This window comes from Gynuella sunshinyii YC6258, from assembly GCF_000940805.1.
In the GTDB taxonomy this organism is placed as follows: domain Bacteria; phylum Pseudomonadota; class Gammaproteobacteria; order Pseudomonadales; family Natronospirillaceae; genus Gynuella; species Gynuella sunshinyii.
The window spans coordinates 4,774,877-4,801,087 of record NZ_CP007142.1; the positions used below are offsets into that span (position 1 = coordinate 4,774,877).

The window sequence follows — 26,211 nt, forward strand, 5'->3', positions numbered from 1 at the left end:
CACATCGTCGTGCTCAAAACGCCTTAGGCGTTATATGGTCAAGCCTCACGGGCAATTAGTACTGGTTAGCTCAACGCCTCACAACGCTTACACACCCAGCCTATCAACCTCATAGTCTTTAAGGGCCCTTCAGGATCCTCTAGGGATCAGTGAGACCTCATCTTGAAGGGGGCTTCCCGCTTAGATGCTTTCAGCGGTTATCCTGTCCGAACTTAGCTACCCGGCAATGCCACTGGCGTGACAACCGGGACACCAGAGGTTCGTCCACTCCGGTCCTCTCGTACTAGGAGCAGCTCTTCTCAAGTCTCATTCGTCCACGGCAGATAGGGACCGAACTGTCTCACGACGTTCTAAACCCAGCTCGCGTACCACTTTAAATGGCGAACAGCCATACCCTTGGGACCGGCTTCAGCCCCAGGATGTGATGAGCCGACATCGAGGTGCCAAACACCGCCGTCGATGTGAACTCTTGGGCGGTATCAGCCTGTTATCCCCGGAGTACCTTTTATCCGTTGAGCGATGGCCCTTCCATACAGAACCACCGGATCACTAAGACCTACTTTCGTACCTGCTCGACATGTCCGTCTCGCAGTCAAGCGTGCTTATACCTTTACGCTATCCTCATGATTTCCGACCATGATTAGCACACCTTCGTGCTCCTCCGTTACTCTTTGGGAGGAGACCGCCCCAGTCAAACTACCCACCACACACGGTCCGTAATCCCGCTTAGGGACCAACGTTAGAACCTCAAGGTGACCAGGCTGGTATTTCAAGGTCGGCTCCATTAGAACTGGCGTCCTAACTTCAAAGCCTCCCAGCTATCCTACACAAGTCACATCAAAGTCCAGTGTGAAGCTATAGTAAAGGTTCACGGGGTCTTTCCGTCTAGCCGCGGATACACTGCATCTTAACAGCGATTTCAATTTCACTGAGTCTCGGGTGGAGACAGCTTGGCCATCATTACGCCATTCGTGCAGGTCGGAACTTACCCGACAAGGAATTTCGCTACCTTAGGACCGTTATAGTTACGGCCGCCGTTTACCGGGGCTTCGATCAAGAGCTTCGCTTGCGCTAACCCCATCAATTAACCTTCCGGCACCGGGCAGGCGTCACACCCTATACGTCCACTTTCGTGTTTGCAGAGTGCTGTGTTTTTAATAAACAGTTGCAGCCAACTGGTATCTTCGACTCTCGCTAGCTCCGGGGGCAAGCCCCTTCACCGGCAAGAGCGTACCTTCTCCCGAAGTTACGGTACCATTTTGCCTAGTTCCTTCACCCGAGTTCTCTCAAGCGCCTTGGTATTCTCTACCCGACCACCTGTGTCGGTTTCGGGTACGGTTCAATATGACCTGACGCTTAGAAGCTTTTCTTGGAAGCCGGGCATTAACCACTTCGGGGACCATAGTCCCACCGTATTCAGGTCTCAGTCTTCTCACTTAAGAGAGGGAACCGGATTTGCCTAATCCCCTAACCTACACCCTTAAACCTGGATAACCATCACCAGGCTGGCCTAGCCTTCTCCGTCACTCCATCGCAGTCATATTAAGTACGGGAATATTAACCCGTTTCCCATCGACTACACCTTGCGGTCTCGCCTTAGGGGCCGACTCACCCTGCCCCGATTAACGTTGGACAGGAACCCTTGGTCTTTCGGCGTGCAGGTTTTTCACCTGCATTATCGTTACTCATGTCAGCATTCGCACTTCTGATACGTCCAGCACACCTCTCGATGTACCTTCAACCGCTTACAGAACGCTCCTCTACCGATTACATTACTGTAATCCCGCAGCTTCGGTGGCCAGTTTGAGCCCCGTTATATCTTCCGCGCAGGCCGACTCGACTAGTGAGCTATTACGCTTTCTTTAAAGGGTGGCTGCTTCTAAGCCAACCTCCTAGCTGTCTAAGCCTTCCCACATCGTTTCCCACTTAACTGGCACTTGGGGACCTTAGCTGGCGGTCTGGGTTGTTTCCCTTTTCACGACGGACGTTAGCACCCGCCGTGTGTCTCCCGGATAGTACTCACTGGTATTCGGAGTTTGCATCGGGTTGGTAAGTCGGGATGACCCCCTAGCCGAAACAGTGCTCTACCCCCAGTGGTATTCGTCCGAGGCGCTACCTAAATAGCTTTCGAGGAGAACCAGCTATCTCCGAGTTTGATTAGCCTTTCACTCCTATCCACAGGTCATCCCCAGCCTTTTCAACGGATGTGGGTTCGGTCCTCCAGTTGATGTTACTCAACCTTCAACCTGCCCATGGATAGATCACTCGGTTTCGGGTCTACACCCAGCGACTCAACGCCCTATTAAGACTCGGTTTCCCTACGCCTCCCCTACTCGGTTAAGCTTGCCACTGAATGTAAGTCGCTGACCCATTATACAAAAGGTACGCAGTCACATTCCGAAGAATGCTCCCACTGCTTGTACGTATACGGTTTCAGGATCTATTTCACTCCCCTCACTGGGGTTCTTTTCGCCTTTCCCTCACGGTACTGGTTCACTATCGGTCAGCCAGGAGTATTTAGCCTTGGAGGATGGTCCCCCCTTCTTCAAACAGGATTTCTCGTGTCCCGTCCTACTCGTGCTCATGTAATCAGGATTTCAAATACGGGGCTATCACCCTCTATGGCTCCACTTTCCAGTGGATTCTTCTACCCAGTCTTACACTTCAGGGCTAATCCCCGTTCGCTCGCCACTACTTGGGGAATCTCATTTGATGTCTTTTCCTCGGGGTACTTAGATGTTTCAGTTCTCCCGGTTCGCCTCGTACACCTATGTATTCAGTGCACGATACCCGATAAATCGGGTGGGTTGCCCCATTCGGATATGTCCGGGTCACAGGTCGTTTACCACCTCACCGAACCTTTTCGCAGGTTACCACGTCCTTCTTCGCCTCTGGCTGCCTAGGCATCCACCGTATACGCTTAATTGCTTGACCATATAACCCTAAAACGTCTTATCTTCAGGTTTATACAGCGCTAACATGATACGTGCCTTGACGCTTGTCTTGACTTTTTTCGAACTCGTCCAGATTATTAAAGATCATGCCCATTCAAGGGACTTCTTGTATCAAACAATTCGTGTGAACGCTGACCAGCTCAACTTGCGTTTAAGGAGGTGATCCAGCCGCAGGTTCCCCTACGGCTACCTTGTTACGACTTCACCCCAGTCATTGACCCCACCGTGGTAAGCGCCCTCCTTTCGGTTAAGCTACCTACTTCTGGTGAAATCAACTCCCATGGTGTGACGGGCGGTGTGTACAAGGCCCGGGAACGTATTCACCGCGACATTCTGATTCGCGATTACTAGCGATTCCGACTTCACGCAGTCGAGTTGCAGACTGCGATCCGGACTACGACCAGCTTTCTCGGATTGGCTCCACGTCGCCGCTTCGCTACCGTCTGTACCGGCCATTGTAGCACGTGTGTAGCCCTACTCGTAAGGGCCATGATGACTTGACGTCGTCCCCACCTTCCTCCGGTTTGTCACCGGCAGTTTCCTTAGAGTCCCCGGCCGAACCGCTGGCAACTAAGGATAAGGGTTGCGCTCGTTACGGGACTTAACCCAACATTTCACAACACGAGCTGACGACAGCCATGCAGCACCTGTCTCAGAGTTCCCGAAGGCACCAATCCATCTCTGGAAAGTTCTCTGGATGTCAAGAGTAGGTAAGGTTCTTCGCGTTGCTTCGAATTAAACCACATGCTCCACCGCTTGTGCGGGCCCCCGTCAATTCATTTGAGTTTTAATCTTGCGACCGTACTCCCCAGGCGGTCTATTTATCGCGTTAGCTGCGCCACCCATCTCTAAAAACGAAACGGACGGCTAATAGACATCGTTTACCGCGTGGACTACCAGGGTATCTAATCCTGTTTGCTACCCACGCTTTCGCACCTCAGCGTCAGTCTTTGCCCAGGGTGTCGCCTTCGCCACTGATGTTCCTTCCGATCTCTACGCATTTCACCGCTACACCGGAAATTCCACACCCCTCTGCAAGACTCTAGCAAGTCAGTATCGTATGCAGTTCCCAGGTTGAGCCCAGGGATTTCACATCCGACTTAACTCGCCGCCTACGCGCGCTTTACGCCCAGTAATTCCGATTAACGCTCGCACCCTCCGTATTACCGCGGCTGCTGGCACGGAGTTAGCCGGTGCTTCTTCTGTGGGTAACGTCAATCATGAGCATTATTAATACTCACGCCTTCCTCCCCACTGAAAGTGCTTTACAACCCGAAGGCCTTCTTCACACACGCGGCATGGCTGGATCAGGGTTGCCCCCATTGTCCAATATTCCCCACTGCTGCCTCCCGTAGGAGTCTGGGCCGTGTCTCAGTCCCAGTGTGGCTGATCATCCTCTCAGAACAGCTAAGGATCGTCGCCTTGGTGAGCCTTTACCTCACCAACTAGCTAATCCTACGCAGGCTCATCTTAGAGCGTGAGGTCCGAAGAGCCCCCACTTTCGTCCGTAGACCGTATGCGGTATTAATCCGAGTTTCCCCGGGCTATCCCCCACTCCAAGGCAGATTCCTACGCGTTACTCACCCGTCCGCCGCTCGTCATCTTCCAGCAAGCTGGAAATGCTACCGCTCGACTTGCATGTGTTAAGCCTGCCGCCAGCGTTCAATCTGAGCCATGATCAAACTCTTCAGTTTAAAATCGTCGGTCAATACACCCTAAAGTGCACTAACCCAATTTTGACTCAGTTCGCTTATCAACAATTACTTATAACGTGTACAAATGAATTGTGAGTTCGCTTACTGATAATTCTCTTATGCGTCTTACCAGCCAGCGCCCACACGAATTGCCTGATTAACTTTTAAAGATCGTGCCCAACCAAGGGTCTTATCTGCTTCGGCGTTTACCCCCGAAGCGAGGCGCGCATTCTACTCTTTCGCACCTCCCTGTCAACCTTTTTTTTGAAGATTTTTTCGTTGAAATTCAATCACTTACCGTCGAATTTCAACTCATCTTCAAGCCGTCTTTTTCTGACGTCTCGGTGACAAGGAGCGCGCATTCTATAGAGTTTTTTTTTGCCGTCAACCATCAAAAATCATTTTTTTTATTTTCTTTCTGATGCCAGTTATTTTAGCAGGGCTTCTTTGATGTGAGGGCCCTGCTTCCGACAGCCAAAAGTTACTTTTTCTCTGTGTCCTCAAGGAAAAAACGTCCCAGAGGATTTTGATAAAACCCAGTGATATTTTTCCGGGTCACGTTACGATAAGGACTGTAGTACAGATCAACCCAGTTGACCTCTTCTTTGGCAATTTTCTGCAATTCCATATAGATGACTTCCCGTTTGGCCGGGTCGGTTTCCAGGCGCCCCTGTTCTACCAGTTTGGTTACCTGAGGGTTGTTGTAGCGGGTCATGTAATTCATGTTGGCATCATTGCCGAGAACGAACGTGGTTTTCTGATCGGGATCGAGGATGTCATTGGTCCAGTACATGACAGAAATGTCGTAATCACCATCCACCAGCATATCCCAACTCTGACTCGGATCGACTTTGGTAAGGTTCGCCCTGACACCAATCTGAGCCAGTTGCTGTTGCAGTAATATGGCAATCTGCTCGTCCACTTCATCTCCAGCGTTCACAATATAATTCAGAGTCAAATCATGAACACCGGCTTGTTTCAACAGAGCCTTGGCCTTCTCAGGATCATAGGTCCGGGACAGATTCAGGTCATTGTGATACAGCGCGCCCATGGGAATGTAGGAATTGGCAATTGTCCCATAGCCAAAGGTGACGATATCAATGATGGATTGTTTGTTGATGCCGTAATCCAACGCCTGGCGCACCCGCACATCATTGAGTGGTGCATGTTCATGGTTAATGAGCAGATGATCTTCTCTGGTGGATGGATCAAGGTGAACCGTCAGATCGGAGTCAGCCTGCAATGAACTGATCCGGGAAAACGGGACATTGATTGCAGCGTCGATTTCACCTGCCTGAATCTTGAGCATTCGGGTGTTGCTGTCTGGAATTGTCAGCCAGGTCACACCATCCAAATGAACTCTTCCTGATTCCCAGTAGTATGGATTTTTGGCCAGTACAACACTTTCACCGCGATTCCATTTGGTCAGCATGAACGCTCCCGAACCAATGGGCTTTTCAGCAAATACTGCTTCGCCAACCCGCTCAAAATACTGTTTTGGCAATATTGACGCATTGGGCAGCGCCAATTGCGAAAGAAATGGAACCGATGCGGCGGACAAATGAATTTCGAGGGTTTTGTCATCCACGGCTTTGACGCTGTCCATAACCTGATAGGAGTCAGCCCACAGAGATTTTTCGTCATTACGAATGCGCAGCAGACTGAAAGCAGCATCTTCTGCTGTCACCTGAGTGCCATCCGAGAATGCCGCATCGCGGATTTTCAGAACATAGGTTTTTCCATCATCTGAAATCGTCCAGCTCTCCGCCAGCCCGGGAATCAGCCTGGTACCGGTTTTATCGATGCGAATCAGCGGGTCAAATATATTGGAAAATACCCAGTTATCGGCATTTTGGGTTGAGTTGATGGGATCAAAGGTCGTACTGTCTTCACCTCGACCAATGGTCAATACTTCCGCATGGGCCAGGCTGCCGGCCATGGACAGAACCATTCCTGTGGTCAGAAATGCGAGCTTTATGTTTTTGAGCATATCGTTTTCCTCATCTGATCATTCGTCAAGACACCTGCATCCAAGGTCGTAAGCAGGCAAAAGAGTGGTCATTTTCCTGATGCTGTTCCGGAGCCTCACCATGACGGCAAGTCTCCTGGGCATAGGGGCATCTGGCATGAAACGCACAGCCCGGAGGTAATTCCAGTGGACTGGGCGGTTCACCATTCAAGGGATTATCCGGTAGCGGGTTATCCGGGTTGATATCCGGTACTGCCTGTAACAACGCTTCGGTATAAGGATGGCGTGGCGAAGAAAACACGGATTCGACGGTGCCCTCCTCGACAATTCGACCGAGATACATCACTGCGACCCGATCACACAGATGGCGCACGATCGACAGATCATGGGCGATGAACAGGATGGTAAGCCCCATCTTTCGATTCAGCTCCAGCAGCAGGTTAATGATCTGGGCCTGGATCGACACGTCCAAAGCCGCAACGCATTCATCCGCCACGATCAGCCTGGGTTCCAACGCCAACGCTCTGGCGATGACGGCACGCTGGCATTGTCCGCCACTGAGTTGATGCGGATAGCGTTTTGCGTGCTCAGCGCCAAGTCCGGTCAGCTGTAGCAGTTCAACGACGCGATCAGGGATATGTTCCGTGGGCCGTTTTCGATGTACTGTCAGCACTTCGGCAATCGCGTCACCAATCGTCATTTTGGGATTGAGAGCAGAGAAAGGGTCCTGAAAAATCAGCGCGGTCTGTTGTCGCAAGTGGCGGATATCTGCCTGAGTTGCCTGTTCAAGATCCAACCCGTCGAAATCGACATGTCCTGCGCAAATGGGCTCGAGACACAACAAAGCTCTGCCCAAGGTGCTTTTGCCACTGCCAGACTCACCAACCAGCCCAACGATGGATCCCTGTCTGATTGTCAGACTGACCTCATTGACAGCTTTCAAAGTCCGTTGCCACAACCAACCTGCGGAAACTTTAAATTCCACACTCAAATCTTTGGTGCTGATCAAAACGTCATCTGCCATAACGTACCTCATCAGAGTTTTGTGTGTCCGGGAAATAGCAACTGACTTCCCGTTCGGAAAATACTTCGCGGGCAGGTGGTTTGGTTCGGCAAAGGTCAACGGCTTTGTCACAGCGAGGATGAAAACGGCAACCCGCTGCCATCGTATGGGCTGTCGGTGGCTGACCGGGGATAGTCTTAAGTACCCGCTGTCCGGACTCACCGGTTACCGGTTGACACTCGATCAATCCGCAGGTGTAAGGATGTTTGGGATGGCGTAGCAGGTCGACCGTCGTGGCAACCTCACAGATTCGCCCTCCATACATGACCGCCACACGATCACATGTCTGAGCGACGACACCTAAATCATGGGTAATCAAAATTATGGCCAACCCATACTCCCTGCGCAATTGATCCAACAGCTTGAGAATCTGCGCCTGTACGGTCACATCCAGAGCTGTGGTGGGTTCATCTGCAATCAGAATCTTAGGCGCAGCAGCCAGCGCAATTGCAATCATGGCGCGTTGCCGCATACCACCGGAGAACTCGTGGGCGTAGGCGTCAAACCGTTGCTGCGGTGATGGAATACCGACCTGCGCCAGAATCGCCACTGCTTTTGTCCTGGCAGCTTTGGCTGAGAGCCGTTGGTACAGACGCAGGCTTTCTATCATATGCTGGCCAATGGTCATCAATGGGTTCAAATGTGTACTGGGGTTTTGAAAGATCATGCCGATTCCCCGTCCCCGCAATTGCTGCAGCTGAGTCTCGGTCATGTTCAGCACATCCTGTCCGGCAAACAGGATCTCACCGGCCCGGACCTCTAGAACACCTTTCGGCAATAACTGCATCAAAGAACGGCAGGTTAAGGTTTTGCCGGATCCACTTTCTCCAACCAGACCGAGAATCTCACCTTCGTGCAAAACAAAGGAAACGTCATCCACCAGGCAGGCCTGTTCGGGCGAAGCGATGGTAAGACCGTTGACCTGTAAAAGAATATTTGTCATTTCACCCACCTCTCGTTGTACCGTGCTTTTCGCCCAGGCCGTCGGCAATAAAACTGAAGCCCATAGCAAGCAACACAATCGCCAGCCCTGGAAAAGCGGTGATCCACCAGGCAGTCGTGATAAACCCCTGCCCCTCTGTGACCATCACTCCCCATTCTGCCAAGGGCGGTTGCACCCCCAGTCCCAGATAGCTGATGGCAGCGCCATTCAACAGCACCAAAACCGCGTCAGACATGGAAAACACCAGCGCATCGGCAATCACATTTGGCAGCAGATGACGGAACAAAATACGGCTCCGGCTGAAGCCCAGACTTTGTGCAGCCAGAATAAAATCACTTTGCTTCAATATCAGAACACGGGAACGCACCAGCCGGGCATAGGACACCCAGCCCACCAGAGTCATCGCAATAAAAAAACCCGTCAGCCCAGGTCCGACAATGGTGATAATGGCCAGCATCAACACCAGAAATGGAAATGCCAGAATGACATCGATCACTCGCATGACCACAGCATCCAACCAACCACCCGCATAACCGCTCAAGGCACCGATAATGGTTCCGGCAAGGAAGGGGAACAGCACTCCCAGTACGCAAATCAGCAGATCGACTCGGGCTCCCCATATAATTCTGGCAAGGATATCGCGGCCAAAGTTATCGGTTCCCAACGGGTGAGCGAGAGAAACCGGCGCAAGGCGGGCAGCCAGATCCTGGAACATGGGATCATATGGAGAGATCCAGGGGGCCAACAATGCGACCAGCAGCCATGTCAGAACAATCGCCAGACCGATCTTCAGGGTGGTTTGCCCACTGAGCCCCCGGGAGAGTCGATCGAACAGACAGCGGGGATGCCATTTTCCGGAATACAGCGTCATCGTTCGGGTCATAACTTGATCCTCGGGTCGATGAACACCGACAACAGATCAGCCAGCAAATTGACCACGACAGTGGCGAGCGCAAAAAACAACACCACCCCCTGCACCACCATGTAATCACGGCTGAAAATAGCTTTGATCAGCAGTTGCCCCAGGCCAGGGACACCGAAAACTGACTCAATCACCACCGAACCACCAATCAGCCAACTGATATTGACCGCCAACAGATTGATGACCGGAACGATTGAATTCGGCAGTACATGACGCCAGAAAATACGCCCTTCAGATTGACCACGGGCGCAGGCGGCCGTCACATAACCGGACTGCAATTCGCGCATCATTGCAGCGCGCAGACTACGGATCAGTACCGCAGACAAAGACAATGCCGCCGTCAAACAGGGAATAAACAGATGATAAAAACGATCGGCATAAGTCGCGCCGTAACCGGACACCGGAAACAAATGCCAGGTAATGCTCAGCAGGATAATCAACATGATACCCAACCAGAACGGCGGCAACCCCAATCCCATGGTGGAAAACACCCTGATCAGATGATCAGCCAGACCACCGGGTTTTCGGGCCGCAACCGACGCCAAAGGCACAGATATCACTATCGCCAGAAAGACACTGCCAAGTACAAAAAGCAAGGTTGGTTCAAAACGAGACAGAATGACTTTGAGGGTTTCAGTTTTATATATGATCGATTTGCCCAGTTCACCCGCGGCCAGGTGCTTCAGGAACAACACATACTGAATGACCAACGGCTGGTCGAGTCCATATTCGGCATGAATTCGGGCAATGGCCTCTGGAGTGCTGCGGGTACCCAGCAACACCCGGGCAGGATCGCCGGGAATGGCCCGTATCAGCATAAAGGTGATGAGGCTGATACCGAACAATACGGGGATCATTTGTATCGGGCGCATAATTAAAAATCGATATCGGGACATCTGTTCTCTTCTCTATTTTCTGAAATAACAACGTCTCAGCTCAGAGCGTGCCAGAATGGCGCTGCAAGAAATCGGTCAGCACCGGGTAATAGGCTTCCGGTTCTTCGTAAAAAGGCATATGACTGCTATTGGGAAAGACATGCAGTTCTGCGTGGGGTAATCCTTCCCGTATCCGGCTGGCACAGGCAGGCGTCAACTCGTCGTGCTGTCCGGTGGTAATCAGTGCAGGTAAGGTCAGACGCTTAAGCTCTTCTACTCTGCACCAATTTCGCAGATTGCCGTTGTAGAGAAACTCATGTGGCCCCTGCATGGTTTGGTAAGGCCCCATGTTCCAGTCATCAATTGACCGCTGAAGAGGCGCCGGCCAATCATCCAGCCGACAGACATGGCGATAATTCAATAACGTGATGGCTGCCTGGTAAGCTGGGTGATCCAGCCGGCCCATGGCTTCAAAGCGGTTCATCATGGCAACTGTCTCAGAGCCCAACGCCTGACGCAGACGGTCCAGTTCACGGGACAAATGCGGAATGTCTGCCACGGTATCCTCCAGAATCAGTGTTTTCAGCCGTTGCGGATAAGTCAGGGCAAACTCAATTGCCAACCAACCACCCCAGGAATGCCCAAGTAGATGCACCTGCTTGCACGCCAACGCATCCAACACCGTCAACACTTCGGTCACATAACGTTCGATGGTCCACAGCGAAGGATCGGCGGGCCGGTCAGAAGCCCCCGTTCCCAGTTGATCAAACGCAATAACCCGAAAGCCTTCCTGCTTCAAACCGGAATGGGCTTCACGCAGATAATCACAAGGCAGCCCCGGCCCTCCATTCAGGCACAATAAGGTGTCAGCCTCAGAGCCTTGTGCGGGAATGAATTCATAGGCCGTCACGGTATAGCCGTCCACGGAAATCCGATGCTGGATATCTGGCACTAATTCTTCTGAGATCATCGCTTCACATCCAAACCGTATTTGATGAGGAAACGATACAAAGGCGGGTCAAACTCTGTAAGTAGTAAATTTTATAGGTTTTAAGCGCGGTCTATTGATCAGGGAGATTCTTTTTAGTGCACCTTAATCAAGCCAATTTTAATTTGGTGCAATCGTCTGCCTGCCGTCAGATCCACCTGTCGGAATATGCATGGAAGCTTCACGTTTCATTGGATGGCTCAGTATTTGCTGAGTCCTGAATTATCACCCTTTCAGCCATGATGTAGCGGCCGGACGATCAACATGACTCAATTCCATCTGCCTGACACTTTACATGAAGATTTTCACTGTGTTTCCAAGCAGGGTATCAGCCTGGGTTTTGAAGCACTGATTTATGATTACACGCCTGTGCCAAGATCCCTCGACGGTGATTTGATTACGCCATCTCTGCTGTACATGGATGATGTACCCAACGACATGCAGGATCTCTGGTTCGAGGCTGGCTACTATCAGCTAGATCCCGTCCAACATCACGCCCTGAAAACCTCAGTACCATTTGTATGGTCTTATCAGCACCCGGAACAAACGAATCTGCCGGAAATGCTCCAAATCGATCCCCGCGTTCAGGAATATATGAACGACAACAATATTGCCTGTGGGCTCACCGTTCCCATTCATCAGCCGGATGGTGGTTTTGCAAGCCTCACAGGTATGGTCAGTGGCCACAATCGGCTACCGGAACTGAATGAAGTCATGGCCCGTTTTGCATTGATGGCACACCAGTTTCACGAAAACATCTATCCCAAGTTCAGTCCTGATGTCCGCAGCTGCCGTTTTATCGAGCTCAGCAAAAGGGAGAAAGAGTGCCTTGCTTATTCCGCAGAAGGGCTGACCGCCAAGGAAATTGCCCGTCACATTCACCGTTCAATTCCCACCGTCAATATGCATCTGAACTCAGCCATCCAGAAGCTGGGAGCCTCCAATCGGGTACAGGCAGTAGTTCGGGCCATGCACTACCGCCTGATAGAGTGACTTTGCGAGCCGCATTTCTATCAATTTTACTAGGTCATTCTTATGACCACTTCCGTTACGCTGCATGGATGTTCCTAATCTTGCGGAGATTTCCATGCCTGACAGTCAACAAGGCAAAGTTCCATTCAGAGAATATGAAACCTGGTACAGAATGATTGGTCATCCTGAGCATTCACATCTGACACCGTTGGTCGTGGTGCACGGTGGGCCTGGATGTACTCATGACTACATTGATGCTTTCCGGGATCTGGCCGCAAACGGTCGACCGGTCATTCACTATGATCAGCTTGGCAACGGCCAGTCGACTCACCTGCCCGAAAAAGGAGAGGAATTCTGGACCGTCGAACTGTTTCTGGAGGAACTGGATAACCTGCTGAATTATCTTGGTATTCAGCATCGCTATATGCTGCTTGGTCAATCCTGGGGCGGCATACTCAGTGCCGAACATGCGGTCAGAACGCCTGCCGGTCTCAAAGGGTTGGTGATCGCCAACTCCCCTGCTTCCATGGAACTATGGCTAAAAGCAGCCTTTGAACTTAGATCAGAGCTGCCGCAGGATGTTCAGAAGACATTGCTGGCCCATGAACAGGCCGGAACCATTGATTCGCCAGAGTACAAGGCGGCCTCCGATGTGTTTTACCAGCGCCATGTCTGTCGTCTGCAACCCTGGCCCGACGAAGTAAAACGGACATTTGCCGCCATTGATGACGACCCAACGGTATACCACACCATGAATGGCCCAACAGAATTCCATGTCATTGGACCAATGAAAGACTGGTCGATCATTGACCGGCTAAACCGCATCAATGTGCCGACGCTGGTCATTTCCGGATACTACGATGAAGCCAAGCCTGAATGCGTACAACCCTACGCTGACCGGATTGCCGGTGCCGAGTGGGAAATTTTTCCCAACTCCAGCCACATGCCTCATGTCGAGGAACGCACCGACTGCATGGCACGCATAGAACGTTTTTTTGAAGAAAAAGGTTTATAGCTTCACCGGGCAAAATACCGGCCGGCGTCAATCCGGCCGGTGTGGCAATGCCAGATATTCCTCGCTTTGCATTTCGATCAACCGACTCAGGGTACGCTGGAACTCAAACGCCAGCCGTTTACCCTGATAGAGCGCCCCCATCGATGTCTCGGCTCGAATAATCAGCTTGACGCCGCGATCATAAAATTCATCGACCAGATTGATAAAACGTCTCGCTGTATCTTCAGTATTCATGGTCATCAGATGCACATGATCCAACATAACGGTATGAAACAATTTACCCAGCTCGATATAGTCATTCTGACTGCGCGGACCTTCGCATAGCTCCGAAAAATCTATCCACAATACGCCATTACAAACCCGCACCGACTGAATTGGCCGCCCAAGAACCTCGACCACTTCCTGCTCCTGAACCAGATGCGCATCGGAAATCAGCGTATCAAACAATCTGGCCAGATGTTCCCCGGTATTCTCCAGAGGTGAAAAATACAAGGTGGCCTGGGTCAGCGCCCGCAGCCGATAGTCCGTACCGGCATCCAGGTTGTATACCTGAAAATGCTCAAGAATGCCTTTGATAGCCGGTACAAAACGGTCACGCTGCAGACCGTTTGCATATAGCCCTTCCGGATAGATATTCGACGTTGTGACGATGACAATCTGATTCTCATAACAGGCGTTCAATACGTTGGCCAGAATCATGGCATCGCCGATATCCGATACGAAAAATTCGTCCAGACAAAGAATCTGCACCTCTTCAGCAAACCGGCTGATGATCTGATCAATCGGATTTTTTTCATGCTTCAACTCCGCCAGGCGCTGATGAATCATCTGCATAAAGCGATGAAAGTGCATGCGTCGCTTCCCGGTCACGTTCAGTGTTTCAAAAAACAGATCCATCAGAAAAGTTTTTCCGCGACCGACACCGCCCCAGAAATAAACTGACTGCGGTAAATCCGGGCGTTTGAATAAACGTTTGAAAGGATTGGCATTACTTTGCTGAAACTGCTGCAGCTTTATTCCCAGAGTGTCCAGCATGGACAATGCTTCAAGTTGATAAGGATCTTCCTGATAGCCGCGAAGACTAAGCTCTTCACGATAACGACGAATCAATGGCATAAGCACTTCTTGGTAAAAATTAAAATTACGGCAAAACTGAACACATTTTCATTTAAGCCAATTAATATTAGCAACCTGCCGAGCATGGCATATACTTGCTATAAATTGTAACGAAGAACGTAATCACAAGGATTCAATATGGATTTACTTATTATTCTGGGCGCGTTTGTTGCGGGCATCGTGGTTGGCTTTATTCTGTTAAAAGCCACCAGTGGCGATAATGATGCTCAAGCATTGCGAAAAAAGCTTGAGGAACTTCAGGCCGAGCACCAGGGCTACCAGAACAGTGTCAATGAGCATTTCACCCGTACGGCAGATCTCATTGAAACCATGAACAAAAACTACAGTGAAATACAGTCCCATCTCATGCAGGGTGCCGAATTACTGGTCAGTCCGGAATATCGGCTTGAGTCTGAACAAATGACTCAATTGAATCCGGATGCAGATGATAATAATCTCGAAGTTCCAAAAGACTGGGCACCCAAAAAGGCTGATCAAAAAGGAACATTGTCGGAAGGGTTTGGCCTCAGTCCAGAGAAGGAAGAAGCTGAAACTACTCAGGATTCATCGCAGGTACGCTCCTGAACAAACAACAACTGTATATTGTTATTTCAAAATCGTCTTAAACCCCTCCTTATTATAATTTCTACACATTGATATAGTTGCCAACCTGAACATTTCGGGTGGCAACTTACTATCAATCGGTCTGGATATATGAACGCCTATAATCTAACTCATCTTAAACAGCTTGAAGCTGAGAGCATACACATCATCAGGGAAGTCGCGGCAGAATTCGACAATCCGGTGATGCTTTACTCAATCGGAAAAGATTCAGCAGTTATGCTGCATCTGGCCATGAAAGCCTTTTTTCCCAGCAAGCCACCCTTTCCGTTGATGCACGTGGATACCAACTGGAAATTCAAGGAGATGATCGAATTCCGGGACAGCCATACCCAAAAGCTCGGCCTGGATCTGATCGTCTACAAAAATCAGGAAGGACTGGATATGAATATCAGTCCGTTTGTCCATGGCAGTGCTAAACACACGGATATCATGAAAACCCAGGCACTCAAAAAAGCGCTGACACAATACGGCTTCGATGCCGCATTCGGCGGTGCCCGTCGCGATGAGGAAAAATCTCGGGCCAAAGAACGGGTCTATTCATTTCGTGACAACAACCATCGTTGGGACCCCAAAAACCAGCGTCCGGAATTGTGGAATCTGTATAACGGTAAAATCAACAAAGGCGAAAGCATCCGGGTGTTCCCACTCAGCAACTGGACCGAGCTGGATATCTGGCAATACATTTACCTCGAAAGTATTCCCATTGTTCCACTTTACTTCGCAGCTAAACGCCCGGTTGTCAAACGCGATGGTACTTATATCAATGTCAACGATGAGCGCATGACACTTAAACCCGGTGAAGCAGTTGAAGAAAAAATGGTACGTTTCAGAACTCTGGGATGTTATCCATTGACTGGTGCAGTGGAATCCAACGCCACCACCTTGCCGGAAATTATTCAGGAAATGCTGTTAACCACTACATCAGAAAGACAAGGCCGGGTCATTGATCACGACAGCGCCGGCTCAATGGAAAAGAAAAAACAAGAGGGGTATTTTTAAGATGTCTCATCAATCTGAACTCATTGCCAGTGACATCCTGGAATATCTAAAACAGCACGAAAACAAAGAACTGTTAAGACTGCTGACCTGTGGTAGCGTTGACGATGGCAAAAGCACCCTTATTGGCCGGCTATTGCATGACTCCAAGATGATTTACGAAGATCAGCTGGCGGCCGTCACAAATGACTCCAAAAAAATGGGGACTACCGGAGACAGGCCGGATCTGGCGTTACTCGTTGATGGACTGCAGGCCGAACGCGAGCAGGGAATCACCATTGACGTGGCTTATCGGTATTTCTCCACCTCAAAGCGCAAGTTTATTATCGCCGACACTCCCGGACATGAACAATACACACGTAACATGGCTACCGGTGCTTCAACCTGCGATCTGGCAATCATTCTGATTGATGCCCGTCATGGGGTTCTGACGCAGACCCGACGCCATAGTTTTATTGCTTCGCTACTGGGGATTCAACATATCGTTGTTGCCATCAATAAAATGGATCTGGTGGAGTACAACGAATCCCGCTTCGAAGAAATCAGACAACAGTACCTGGAGTTTTCCAGACAATTGAATCTTAAGGATATTCGCTTCGTTCCTATTTCTGCCCTGGAAGGTGATAACGTCGTTAACCGCAGCGAACATATGCCATGGTATCAGGGCGAAACACTGATGGAACTAATGGAAAACGTGCAAATTTCGGCGGATAAAAATCTTCAGGATTTTCGCATGCCGGTTCAGTGGGTTAACCGTCCAAATCTGAACTTTCGTGGATTCAGCGGCACGATTTCGTCAGGTATTGTCAATGTGGGCGATCAGGTCATCGCCTTGCCCTCAGGGAAAAGCAGCACGGTGAAATCCATTGTCACTTACGATGGAGAACTGGACAGCGCGTTTATCGGCCAGGCCGTCACTCTGACACTTAACGATGAAATTGATATTTCCCGAGGGGATCTGCTGGTTAAAAAAGAACATCAGCCTCTCAGTGGTCATGGTTTCTCGGCCAATCTGGTCTGGATGACTGAGTCGCCGATGGAACCGGGCAAGCAATACGACATAAAACTGGGAACCAGCTATACATCCGGTGTAGTTCAGAACATTCAATACAAAACGGATGTCAATACGCTTGAACAACAGCAGGCCCAACGGTTAGAACTCAACGAAATTGGCACCTGCGATGTCGTCCTCAGTAAAGCGGTCAGTTTTGATCCATATAATAAAAACCGCCAGACAGGCGCATTTATTATGATTGATCGCCTGACTAACGTCACAGTTGGCGCAGGTATGATTGTCGGAAAGTCATCGTATACCAACCAGAGTCCAGTCGGGCTGGATGAACGGCTGCGTCGTTTTGGACAGAAGTCCGGCATTATAAAAGTGGCCAATGCCAAGCTGGCGCATCAGCTGGACCGGCACTTGTTCGATACGGGTCACTTATCCGTCGTGGCAGAGAAAATCAACCAACAGAACGCCACACTGGCATTGCAGGCCGGTGTCCTTATTCTGACGCCGGACGCAGACAGCTTTGATCTGAAAATCGTCGACGAGACACTTGATGCAGCACTGATTGTTCTCCAGCAAAACGGCTACATTCACTGATCTTTCTATCACCACTTTTCAGTCCGGCGACAAGCTCGCCGGATTGAAAATATCCGCCAACACTCAGACCGGAATTGGTAAATCAACAAACTCTACGGCGACATCAAACTGTGCAGCCAGATGTTCTCCGAGCGCTTTGACACCATAACGTTCAGTCGCATGATGGCCGGCAGCAAAATAATGTAACCCCTGCTCTTCAGCTGCGTGTACCGTTGGCTCGGATATCTCCCCGGACAAATAAGCATCCACACCCAGGGCAGCGACTTCATCAATAAAACCTTGTGCCGCACCAGTACATAGAGCCAAAGTCTTAATGGGCCTTGACTGTTCTACGTGAATCACTGGGAAACTGAGCAGATCCTCCAGCCACCGCCGGACCTCAGCCCCTGATCGTGGTTGTTCAAACTCGGTTACCAGACCAATCGCATTGCTACAAAGATCACCCAGGCTGGCGACCACATTGACGCCCATCAACTGAGCCAACTGAATGTTGTTCCCAAATTGAGAATGCACATCCAAAGGCAAGTGATAAGCAAACAGATTGATTTCGTGGGTCATCAACGCATGAATCCGCTTATGTTTCATTCCCACAATTGGCGCACTTTCGCTTTTCCAAAAATAACCATGGTGAACAATAATTGCGTCAGCCTGCAATTCAATGGCACGATCAATCAACTTTTGACTGGCTGTAACACCTGTGACTATTTTTTGAATGACATTACGACCTTCAACCTGTAAGCCATTGGGGCAGTAGTCGCGAATGTCCGCCACATTCAATAGTTTATCCAAATAACCCTGTAAATCAGTTCTTTGCACCGACATGTCTTGAGTTTACTCCGCTCGTGCATCACATTACGGCCACAAAGCTACCTGCCCAACTGTTTAAGGTAAACCATTGAGATGAAAAATTTCCTAAAGCTGTTCGTCTTTCCAACACTCATTGGTTTGGTCAGTGGCATGGCAATTTTATGGCTGATGAGCGACAACAGTGCCGCAGAGCTGATCAGCAGCCCGGCACCCGCCAGCTATGCCAGCACCATCTCAAGAGCCAGTCCATCGGTGGTCAATATCTATTCGAGCAAACCCATACATCCACAGGAAGTCAAACCGTCAGAATGGCTCAGCGACCCATATCTCAAACAATTTTTTAACGATCAGACCCAACCGGAAATGGAGCGTCTGCAATCCAGTCTCGGATCTGGAGTTATCATCACTGAAGATGGTCAAATCGTTACGAATTACCATGTGATCGCCGATGCCAGCAATATTCTGGTGGCCACCTCAAGCGGCAAAATCGCTCAGGCCAACGTCATTGGTACAGATCCTCTGACCGACCTGGCATTGCTGAAAATCAACCTGGATCATTTACAGCCGATCAGCTTTTCCAGATCCATATTGAACATTGGCGATATTGTCTTCGCCATTGGTAACCCATTTGGTATCGGTCAAACAGCTTCCATGGGAGTTGTCAGTGCCACTGGCCGTCACAATGTCGAAACCGGTCTGCTGGCCAACTTCATTCAGACAGACGCAGCGATCAACCCCGGGAACTCCGGTGGCGCGCTGGTCAATACCCGGGGAGAGCTGGTGGGGATCAGTACGTCGATATTCAGGGTAAATGGAAACTTTGTTGGAATCGGATTTGCGATTCCACTGGAGCAGGTACTGGAAGTAACCATGTCACTGGCGCAGCATGGCAGGGTGATCAGAGGGTATCTGGGTGCTGAAATGCATGAAGTTCCCGTGCAGGCACTTATGGATCAGCATATTCCTGAACATTTTGGTCTGCAGATATCCAGTATTGATGAACGTGGCCCGGCTCAGCTCGCCGGTCTGAAACCCGGCGATATTCTCATCAGTTTTAATCAGAAGCCACTACTCAGTGCCAGGCAGGCGCGGATGGAAGTCATCGACCGCAAACCGGGTGAGACATTGAGCGTTGGATTTTACAGGATGGGTCAGCGTCATGACGCTGAAATCACATTAGGATCCCGGCCCACTCAGTAGTGGGCCGGCAGTGGAGTTCTTCACTTGGCAGGTAACAGCTTGCCCAGCGCCGACAACAATGCCGCATTCTCTGACTCAGAGGACACGTTTATTCTCAGGCAGTTCTCCAACAACGGATGAACACCGTCCAGCAACTTAACCAGAATGCCATGTTCTTTCAGTTGCGAATGTAGTTCTGCAGCGGACTGCTGTTTGGCTCTTATCAACAGAAAATTGGCTTCACTGGGCCATACCTTCAGCTGTTCGAACTGAGTCAACGCTTTAAACAAATCAGACCGGTGTTTACGCAGCAAATCAGTCTGCTGGCTCAAAACATCATAATGTTGCAGAGCGAACACGGCACTTACCTGGCTCAGTACGCTGATGTTGTAAGGCAACCGGACCTTGTTGAACTGTTCTGACCATTCCTGCTGAGCGATCAGGACACCCAAGCGCAAACCAGCCAACCCCACTTTTGAAAGAGTCCGCATAATCACCAGATTGTCGTAATCATCCAGCAAATGCAGGAGATCACTCTCAGTGAATGCCAGATACGCCTCGTCCAACACGACTAATCCAGAGCAGTTCTCAATAACCCGACGGACCTTTTCTTCTCCAAATAAATTCCCGGTAGGATTGTTTGGCTGTGCCAAGAACACCACAGCTGGATTTTCAGTCTCAATTTTGCTTAGCAGCGCTTCAAGGTCGAGCTCAAAATCCTCGGTCAAATCGACCCCGGCATAAGGAATACCCAGCACCTGTGCAATCAAGCGGTACATCACAAAACTGGGTTCTACCGCCAGAATGCCCCGCTTTGTTCCTGCAACAGCCATGGCAATTATTTGAATCAGTTCATCGGATCCATTACCTAGAACCAGTTGATAATGATCCTGAACCCCCATGACCCGGCGTAACTGTTGCTTCAGTTCTTCCGCCTCTGGCGATGGGTAGCGATTCAATTCTACATTTTGCAGTATGGTCAACCACTCCTCGACCATGCCCTGCGGCCAGTGATAGGGATTTTCCATAGTATCCAACTTGATCAGATTTTCCGCGGCCTGGACTTTATAAGCACTCAACCCCCTGATTTCGGGTCTGATCAATGCGTCGACCCGGTTTGAAATAGATTCCTGATTATTTGGCATTGTGTCCCACTCGATAAGATGCACTCAAGGCATGTGCCTGCAACCCTTCTCCATAAGCCAGTTGCGCAGCCACTTTACCCTGTTCGCGGGCACCTTCAGCACTGAAATAGATAATGGAGGATTTTTTCTGGAAATCGTAGACCCCCAGCGGCGAAAAAAATCTCGCTGTTCCGGAAGTCGGCAAAACATGATTAGGGCCGGCGCAATAATCCCCTAATGCTTCAGCAGAGTAACGCCCCATAAAGACCGCTCCAGCGTGACGAATATGCTGCAGCAACGCCTCAGGATCCTCAACAGACAACTCAAGGTGCTCCGGGGCAATGCGATTGCTAAGCTCAGCAGCTTCTTCAAGATTGTTAACATGAATAAACGCACCACGACCTTCTATTGAAGCCCGGATAATTTCTGAACGTGGCAGCTCATTCAGTAAGCGATTGGCCGCCGCTTCAACCTGATCTAAAAACTCAACACTCGGTGAAATCAGAATGGATTGAGCGATCCGGTCATGTTCAGCTTGCGAAAACAAATCCATGGCAATCCATTCCGGGTCCGTCTGGCCATCACAAATCACCAGGATTTCGGACGGACCGGCAATCATATCGATACCAACTTTGCCAAATACCTGACTTTTGGCAGTCGCCACCCAGGTATTGCCTGGACCAACGATCTTATCGACGGCGGGCACTGTCTCTGTCCCATATGCCAATGCGGCCACCGCCTGAGCGCCGCCAATACAGATAACCTGATCAACTCCGGAGATTGCTGCGGCTGCCAACACCAGAGGATTCTTCTCCCCTCCCGGTGTGGGCGTTACCATAATAATTTTTTCAACTCCAGCCACTGAAGCCGGGATCACATTCATCAACACCGAAGAGGGATAAGCGGCCAGACCACCAGGAACATACACACCAACCCGATCAAGCGCTGTGACCTGTTGTCCAAGTACGGTTCCATCCTCTTCCTCGAACCGCCAGGAACTTTGTTTCTGCCGTTCGTGAAAACGTCTTATCCGCTTAGCTGCCAGCTCCAGGGCTTCTTTCTGATCACTGGGTATGGATTCCAGTGCCTGTTGCAGTTCATCCTCCCGGATAACCAGCTCAGCAGTGTCAGATACACTCATCCGATCGAAACGATTGGTATATTCGACCAGAGCCACATCTCCTTCGGTTCGAATGCGTTGAATGATCTCCGCCACCGTCGCCTGCACATTTGGATCAGACACACTTTCCCAGGCTAATAAATGATCGAGGTGATGATCAAAATCTGCCTGAGACCTGTTGAGTCGGCGAATTTTAAGGTCACGGTTATTACTCATCACAACTGTCCTCTAGATCATTTTTTACGTTGTTTAACAGCTTCCGCCATCTGGTCGATAATGGGTTGCAGGGTCTTTTGTTTTAACTTAAGAGCGGCTCTGTTCACCACCAGACGGCTTGATACATCGGCGATATGCGCCATAGGTTCCAGGCCATTGGCACGCAGTGTATTGCCAGTGTCGACGATATCGACGATACAGTCTGCCAACCCCATAATCGGAGCTAGCTCCTGCGCACCGTACAACTTGATCACATCCACCTGGCGGCCCTGCTGAGCAAAATACTGTTTGGTGACACCTACAAATTTGGTTGCCACTTTGAGGCGTCGGGATAACGGTTCCTTACGATCAGGAAAGCCGGCTGTCATCAGTCGACATTTGGCAATTTCCAGATCCAGGACTTCGATGATTTCCTGAGCACCAAATTCCATCAGCACATCTTTGCCGGCAATGCCCATATCAGCGGCGCCATATTCCACATATGTCGGAACATCGGTAGCACGAACCTTAATGAACTTAATGTGATCGTGGTTGGTGTCAAAAATAAGCTTACGGCTTTTTTCGAGATCTTCGGTTGGCTCAATACCAACATCAGCCAGCAACGGCAAAGTGTCATCAAGAATACGACCTTTGGACAAAGCAATGATTACCGGTTTATTCATGAAACAGATACCAAGTCAAATATTGACGCGCTGAATGGAAGCGCCCAGATTCTGAAGTTTTTCTTCAATGCACTCATAACCACGATCAATATGGTATACGCGGTCAACCATGGTCTGACCTTCTGCAACCAGCCCTGCCAACACCAGACTGGCAGATGCGCGCAGATCAGTGGCCATAACCGGCGCTCCGGTCAGCAGTTCTTTACCTTTAATGACAACTGTATTGCCTGATACCTGGCAATCAGCTCCCAAACGGGTAAGCTCCTGGATATGCATGAAACGATTCTCAAATACCGTTTCGATTACCGTGCCGGTACCTTCGGCAACTGCATTCAGAACGGTAAACTGAGCCTGCATATCGGTAGGAAAAGCCGGATAAGGGGCGGTCAGAACATCGACAGCCTTCGGACGTCGACCCTGCATATCCAGACTGATCCAGTCTTCACCGGTTTCTATGTGAGCACCGGATTCGCGTAATTTGATTAACACCGCATCCAACAGAGATGGATCTGTATTTTTAAGCTTAACGCATCCTCCAGTCACCGCGGCGGCAACCAGATAGGTGCCAGTCTCGATCCGGTCCGGTAAAATGGCATATTCACAGCCCTTCAATGCTTCAACACCGTGAACCACAATTCGATCGGTACCAACACCTTCTATATCTGCCCCCATCGCGATCAGACACTTGGCCAGATCAACCACTTCGGGTTCTTTGGCAGCATTTTCAAGTACTGTGGTGCCTTCAGCCAGAGTCGCCGCCATCAACAGATTTTCTGTCCCGGTGACAGTGACGGTATCAAAGAAGATCTTGGCACCTTTCAAGCGCCCATTGGTGCGGGCGTTAATATATCCATCCTCCACCCGGATCTCTGCACCCATCGCTTCCAAACCTTTAATATGCAGGTCGACCGGCCGGCTGCCAATGGCACAACCACCCGGCAAAGATACACGGGCCTGTCCAAAATGAGCCACCAATGGGCCCAACACCAGGATGGAAGCCCTCATGGTTTTTACCAGGCTGTAAGGAGCTGTAAAATCGTTGATCTGACCAGCACAGATTTCAACACTCATGTCTTCACCAATGATTGCCTGGATGCCCATGCAACCCAGCAATTCCAGCATCGTGGTAATGTCCTGAAGATGGGGCAGATTTCTAATCGTCTGAAACTCTTTGGTCAGTAAAGCCGATGCGATAATCGGTAAAGCAGCATTCTTTGCACCGGATATACGGATTTCTCCGGCTAACCTGGTACCACCATTGATCAGTAGTTTATCCATTAATGTTTAAAGCCTATATTGCCAGTCTGCTGATACTACCACTGCTGGTCCGGATAAATCAGAGACAATAAAGTGTTTTAAGAACTTCTGGCCATTCAAACACTGAATAGAGCCGACATACAAAAATATGTCAGGGGCAGCATCTGCGGAACCAAAACGAATATCTATCAGAGGAAGGGTATATCCCGCCCCGAAAAGGGCGGGCATTATAAATAAGAAAGAGAGAAATGGCTAAATATCTGAATCGCTATCCTGAGAATCCTCTAGCAACTCTTTGCTTGGATTGATGTAAGTCTTCTCATCCCAGCTTTTTTGGACCATTTCAGTCCACATATCAATGGCTTTATCCACATCCCCACCGGCTTCTTTCATGAGTCGATCAAACCGATTACGAAACGTTACGCCAATATTCACACCGTTAAATGTTACATTCTGCATAGCCCAGCCATTGCGGTTTTTTGAATAGTACATGGACTGAACCACAGGATAATGGGTTCCGGACTTATCCACTACTTCCAGGTAAACCCGTGTGTTTTTGAATGTATCTTTTTTATCATCTTTGGAAGGCACAATCTCAAAACTCAGTCCCTTAAAGCTTTTGATACCCAAGGCATAAGTATTTATGAGACTGGTTTTAAAGACTTCGAGAAACCGTCGTTTTTGTTCTATAGTTGCTGATGACAGGTATTTTCCCATTACCCGACCAGCAATCAGTTCATATCCCACCACGGGTTCCAGCAACGTCTGCATATTCTGCAGGTATTCTGCTGGATCATCCTGATCTCCATATTTTTCGATCAGAATCAGTATTTGATCCAGACTTTCTTTAACTGTCTCTTCAGCTGTCTTATCCGGTGTCAACGCATAAACCGAACTGGAAATCAAAACCAAAAAACTGATCAGCACAAACCGTGTTAACGCAACCACTCTCATGTTAGTTTTAACCCATTGCTACTATAACAGGCGGGACTCTAACACCGCTGCCGGCAACGAATACAGCGCAAACATAGAGTGGATGTGACAATATTCAGTAAACATTCATGTCACCACAAAATGTTTTGCAATTAGTCTGCCAAGCGATTTTAATTGGCCGCCACCACTTATGAGTTAAGGAAACAATATGCTTTTATGGCCCTGTATCGCTTTAGCAGCGGGCTTGATCCTCTTAGTTTGGAGTTCGGACAAATTCGTCGCTGGCGCAGCAGCCATTGCCCATAATCTGGGTATGTCGCATATCCTGATTGGTGTCACAATCGTTTCCATGGGAACCTCTGCACCGGAAATACTGGTTTCAACCAATGCAGCCCTGGATAATGCTCTGAACCTCTCCCTGGGGAATGCACTGGGCTCAAATATCGCCAACATTGGTCTCGTTCTGGGAATTACCGCCCTGATTGCTCCAATACCTGTTTCCGCCCGTGTTATGAAAATTGAAAACCTGATAGTGCTATTAGTGTCACTGGCGACCGGCTTTATTTTTTATGACTCATTCCTGAGTCGCGGGGAAGGTGTCGTCCTGCTTGCAGGACTCGTCATATTTTTATTGTGGGTGTTTTATGACCACAAAAAGTCGCAGGACGATGACTTTGAAGATGAAATCCCAACCGGGATGAATACCGGCAAGGCTGTAATGTGGTTCGTCATTGGTCTGGGTGTGTTGATATTGAGTTCCAAAATACTGGTTTGGGGTGCCACCCAAATTGCAATATCCCTGAAGATCAGCGAACTTGTCATTGGTGCCACGGTCGTCGCAATCGGCACCAGTCTACCGGAACTGGCAGCCAGTGTAGCCAGTGCCCGCAAAGGCCACCACGATATCGCCATTGGGAATGTTCTTGGATCAAACCTGTTCAACCTTTTGGCTGTCATTGGGGTACCGGCGATTCTTGCTCCGAATGCATTTGCAGCAGACGTATTCTGGAGGGACTATCTTGTTATGATCTTTATGACGGCGTTCCTGTCAATCAGCCTTATAATCAAAGGCTCCAGCGGCAAACCTTTAGGACGAATTTTTGCATTAATGGCATTAATTGCATACGGTGGTTATTTATTTCTCAACTATCGGGCTCTGACCTGAACAACAGGGTTCAA

At 49.7% G+C, this 26,211-nt stretch carries 20 protein-coding genes and 2 rRNA genes; 7 read left to right on the top strand and 15 right to left on the bottom strand.

Annotation, left to right across the window (positions count from 1 at the left end; translation table 11 throughout):
* Positions 1–34: 34 nt before the first annotated feature.
* The 8 genes from YC6258_RS19975 to YC6258_RS20010 all read right to left on the bottom strand — a co-directional run bounded on the left by YC6258_RS19975 (position 35) and on the right by YC6258_RS20010 (position 11,390).
* Positions 35–2,934, bottom strand: a 23S ribosomal RNA gene (locus YC6258_RS19975).
* A 172-nt stretch (positions 2,935–3,106) separates the two neighbouring features.
* A 16S ribosomal RNA gene (locus YC6258_RS19980) occupies positions 3,107–4,648 on the bottom strand.
* The 16S and 23S rRNA genes sit together here, the layout of an rRNA operon.
* 481 nt (positions 4,649–5,129) lie before the next feature.
* On the bottom strand, positions 5,130–6,638 hold the full coding sequence (locus YC6258_RS19985; RefSeq protein ID WP_082070822.1) for an ABC transporter substrate-binding protein: 1,509 nt from the start codon (positions 6,636–6,638) through the stop codon (positions 5,130–5,132).
* A gap of 25 nt (positions 6,639–6,663) precedes the next feature.
* Positions 6,664–7,641, bottom strand: coding sequence for an ABC transporter ATP-binding protein (locus YC6258_RS19990; RefSeq protein WP_044618484.1), 978 nt, complete (start codon positions 7,639–7,641; stop codon positions 6,664–6,666).
* Positions 7,631–8,623, bottom strand: a complete 993-nt coding sequence (locus tag YC6258_RS19995; RefSeq protein WP_044618485.1) for an ABC transporter ATP-binding protein — start codon at positions 8,621–8,623, stop codon at positions 7,631–7,633. Before YC6258_RS19995 ends, YC6258_RS19990 begins: the two co-directional genes overlap by 11 nt.
* Position 8,624: 1 nt before the next feature.
* Entirely contained in the window at positions 8,625–9,506 is an 882-nt protein-coding gene (locus tag YC6258_RS20000) for an ABC transporter permease (RefSeq protein WP_211264565.1), read from the bottom strand.
* A complete protein-coding gene (locus YC6258_RS20005) occupies positions 9,503–10,441 on the bottom strand; it encodes an ABC transporter permease (RefSeq protein WP_044618486.1) in 939 nt (312 codons plus the stop codon). Before YC6258_RS20005 ends, YC6258_RS20000 begins: the two co-directional genes overlap by 4 nt.
* A gap of 40 nt (positions 10,442–10,481) precedes the next feature.
* Positions 10,482–11,390 carry a proline iminopeptidase-family hydrolase gene (locus YC6258_RS20010; protein ID WP_044618487.1) on the bottom strand — a complete coding sequence of 303 codons (909 nt, stop codon included), beginning with the start codon at positions 11,388–11,390 and terminating at the stop codon, positions 10,482–10,484.
* Positions 11,391–11,672: 282 nt separating this feature from the next.
* Here YC6258_RS20010 and YC6258_RS20015 point away from each other — a divergent pair, with 282 nt between their 5' ends.
* Together YC6258_RS20015 and YC6258_RS20020 are read left to right on the top strand one after the other, a co-directional pair.
* Entirely contained in the window at positions 11,673–12,401 is a 729-nt protein-coding gene (locus tag YC6258_RS20015; RefSeq protein WP_044618488.1) for a helix-turn-helix transcriptional regulator, read from the top strand.
* A gap of 94 nt (positions 12,402–12,495) precedes the next feature.
* Entirely contained in the window at positions 12,496–13,395 is a 900-nt protein-coding gene (locus YC6258_RS20020) for a proline iminopeptidase-family hydrolase (RefSeq protein ID WP_044618489.1), read from the top strand.
* Positions 13,396–13,422: 27 nt separating this feature from the next.
* Here the strand turns inward: YC6258_RS20020 and zapE are convergent, their stop codons facing one another.
* Positions 13,423–14,511 (bottom strand): cell division protein ZapE, encoded by a 1,089-nt coding sequence (zapE, locus tag YC6258_RS20025; RefSeq protein WP_044618490.1) that lies wholly within the window; start codon positions 14,509–14,511, stop codon positions 13,423–13,425.
* A 138-nt stretch (positions 14,512–14,649) separates the two neighbouring features.
* Here zapE and YC6258_RS20030 point away from each other — a divergent pair, with 138 nt between their 5' ends.
* The 3 genes from YC6258_RS20030 (at position 14,650) to cysN (ending at position 17,734) form a co-directional block, all read left to right on the top strand.
* On the top strand, positions 14,650–15,096 hold the full coding sequence (locus tag YC6258_RS20030) for a Z-ring associated ZapG family protein (protein WP_044618491.1): 447 nt from the start codon (positions 14,650–14,652) through the stop codon (positions 15,094–15,096).
* A gap of 129 nt (positions 15,097–15,225) precedes the next feature.
* Entirely contained in the window at positions 15,226–16,134 is a 909-nt protein-coding gene (gene cysD / locus YC6258_RS20035; RefSeq protein ID WP_044618492.1) for a sulfate adenylyltransferase subunit CysD, read from the top strand.
* 1 nt (position 16,135) lies between these two features.
* Positions 16,136–17,734 (top strand): sulfate adenylyltransferase subunit CysN, encoded by a 1,599-nt coding sequence (gene cysN / locus YC6258_RS20040; protein ID WP_044618493.1) that lies wholly within the window; start codon positions 16,136–16,138, stop codon positions 17,732–17,734.
* Positions 17,735–17,797: 63 nt separating this feature from the next.
* Here the strand turns inward: cysN and YC6258_RS20045 are convergent, their stop codons facing one another.
* Positions 17,798–18,556: a Nif3-like dinuclear metal center hexameric protein gene (locus YC6258_RS20045; RefSeq protein WP_044618494.1), complete on the bottom strand. Its 759-nt coding sequence runs from the start codon at positions 18,554–18,556 to the stop codon at positions 17,798–17,800.
* Positions 18,557–18,634: 78 nt separating this feature from the next.
* Between YC6258_RS20045 and YC6258_RS20050 the strand changes: the two genes are divergently transcribed.
* Complete coding sequence (locus tag YC6258_RS20050; RefSeq protein WP_044618495.1) at positions 18,635–19,741, top strand: S1C family serine protease; 1,107 nt, start codon at positions 18,635–18,637, stop codon at positions 19,739–19,741.
* A 20-nt stretch (positions 19,742–19,761) separates the two neighbouring features.
* Here the strand turns inward: YC6258_RS20050 and hisC are convergent, their stop codons facing one another.
* From hisC to YC6258_RS20075, 5 genes are all read right to left on the bottom strand, one after another.
* A complete protein-coding gene (hisC, locus tag YC6258_RS20055) occupies positions 19,762–20,865 on the bottom strand; it encodes a histidinol-phosphate transaminase (RefSeq protein WP_044618496.1) in 1,104 nt (367 codons plus the stop codon).
* On the bottom strand, positions 20,855–22,180 hold the full coding sequence (gene hisD, locus YC6258_RS20060) for a histidinol dehydrogenase (protein ID WP_044618497.1): 1,326 nt from the start codon (positions 22,178–22,180) through the stop codon (positions 20,855–20,857). Before hisD ends, hisC begins: the two co-directional genes overlap by 11 nt.
* A gap of 17 nt (positions 22,181–22,197) precedes the next feature.
* Complete coding sequence (hisG, locus tag YC6258_RS20065) at positions 22,198–22,842, bottom strand: ATP phosphoribosyltransferase (protein WP_044618498.1); 645 nt, start codon at positions 22,840–22,842, stop codon at positions 22,198–22,200.
* Positions 22,843–22,857: 15 nt separating this feature from the next.
* A complete protein-coding gene (murA, locus tag YC6258_RS20070; RefSeq protein ID WP_044618499.1) occupies positions 22,858–24,120 on the bottom strand; it encodes a UDP-N-acetylglucosamine 1-carboxyvinyltransferase in 1,263 nt (420 codons plus the stop codon).
* 231 nt (positions 24,121–24,351) lie between these two features.
* Complete coding sequence (locus YC6258_RS20075; RefSeq protein WP_044618500.1) at positions 24,352–25,053, bottom strand: MlaC/ttg2D family ABC transporter substrate-binding protein; 702 nt, start codon at positions 25,051–25,053, stop codon at positions 24,352–24,354.
* A 187-nt stretch (positions 25,054–25,240) separates the two neighbouring features.
* On the opposite strand from YC6258_RS20075, the gene YC6258_RS20080 reads away from it, so the two are divergent.
* On the top strand, positions 25,241–26,197 hold the full coding sequence (locus YC6258_RS20080; protein ID WP_044618501.1) for a calcium/sodium antiporter: 957 nt from the start codon (positions 25,241–25,243) through the stop codon (positions 26,195–26,197).
* Positions 26,198–26,211 lie beyond the last annotated feature (14 nt).

Bases quoted from the DNA above. Each gene is read 5' to 3' on its own strand.
- hisD (WP_044618497.1), bottom strand. From the start codon at position 22,180: ATGAGTAATAACCGTGACCTTAAAATTCGCCGACTCAACAGGTCTCAG.
- YC6258_RS20080 (WP_044618501.1), top strand. From the start codon at position 25,241: ATGCTTTTATGGCCCTGTATCGCTTTAGCAGCGGGCTTGATCCTCTTA.
- cysN (WP_044618493.1), top strand. From the start codon at position 16,136: ATGTCTCATCAATCTGAACTCATTGCCAGTGACATCCTGGAATATCTA.
- YC6258_RS20075 (WP_044618500.1), bottom strand. From the start codon at position 25,053: ATGAGAGTGGTTGCGTTAACACGGTTTGTGCTGATCAGTTTTTTGGTT.
- murA (WP_044618499.1), bottom strand. From the start codon at position 24,120: ATGGATAAACTACTGATCAATGGTGGTACCAGGTTAGCCGGAGAAATC.
- YC6258_RS19985 (WP_082070822.1), bottom strand. From the start codon at position 6,638: ATGCTCAAAAACATAAAGCTCGCATTTCTGACCACAGGAATGGTTCTG.
- YC6258_RS20015 (WP_044618488.1), top strand. From the start codon at position 11,673: ATGACTCAATTCCATCTGCCTGACACTTTACATGAAGATTTTCACTGT.
- hisG (WP_044618498.1), bottom strand. From the start codon at position 22,842: ATGAATAAACCGGTAATCATTGCTTTGTCCAAAGGTCGTATTCTTGAT.
- YC6258_RS20010 (WP_044618487.1), bottom strand. From the start codon at position 11,390: ATGATCTCAGAAGAATTAGTGCCAGATATCCAGCATCGGATTTCCGTG.
- YC6258_RS19990 (WP_044618484.1), bottom strand. From the start codon at position 7,641: ATGGCAGATGACGTTTTGATCAGCACCAAAGATTTGAGTGTGGAATTT.
- YC6258_RS19995 (WP_044618485.1), bottom strand. From the start codon at position 8,623: ATGACAAATATTCTTTTACAGGTCAACGGTCTTACCATCGCTTCGCCC.
- zapE (WP_044618490.1), bottom strand. From the start codon at position 14,511: ATGCCATTGATTCGTCGTTATCGTGAAGAGCTTAGTCTTCGCGGCTAT.
- YC6258_RS20005 (WP_044618486.1), bottom strand. From the start codon at position 10,441: ATGTCCCGATATCGATTTTTAATTATGCGCCCGATACAAATGATCCCC.
- hisC (WP_044618496.1), bottom strand. From the start codon at position 20,865: ATGCCAAATAATCAGGAATCTATTTCAAACCGGGTCGACGCATTGATC.
- YC6258_RS20050 (WP_044618495.1), top strand. From the start codon at position 18,635: ATGAAAAATTTCCTAAAGCTGTTCGTCTTTCCAACACTCATTGGTTTG.
- cysD (WP_044618492.1), top strand. From the start codon at position 15,226: ATGAACGCCTATAATCTAACTCATCTTAAACAGCTTGAAGCTGAGAGC.
- YC6258_RS20030 (WP_044618491.1), top strand. From the start codon at position 14,650: ATGGATTTACTTATTATTCTGGGCGCGTTTGTTGCGGGCATCGTGGTT.
- YC6258_RS20000 (WP_211264565.1), bottom strand. From the start codon at position 9,506: ATGACCCGAACGATGACGCTGTATTCCGGAAAATGGCATCCCCGCTGT.
- YC6258_RS20020 (WP_044618489.1), top strand. From the start codon at position 12,496: ATGCCTGACAGTCAACAAGGCAAAGTTCCATTCAGAGAATATGAAACC.
- YC6258_RS20045 (WP_044618494.1), bottom strand. From the start codon at position 18,556: ATGTCGGTGCAAAGAACTGATTTACAGGGTTATTTGGATAAACTATTG.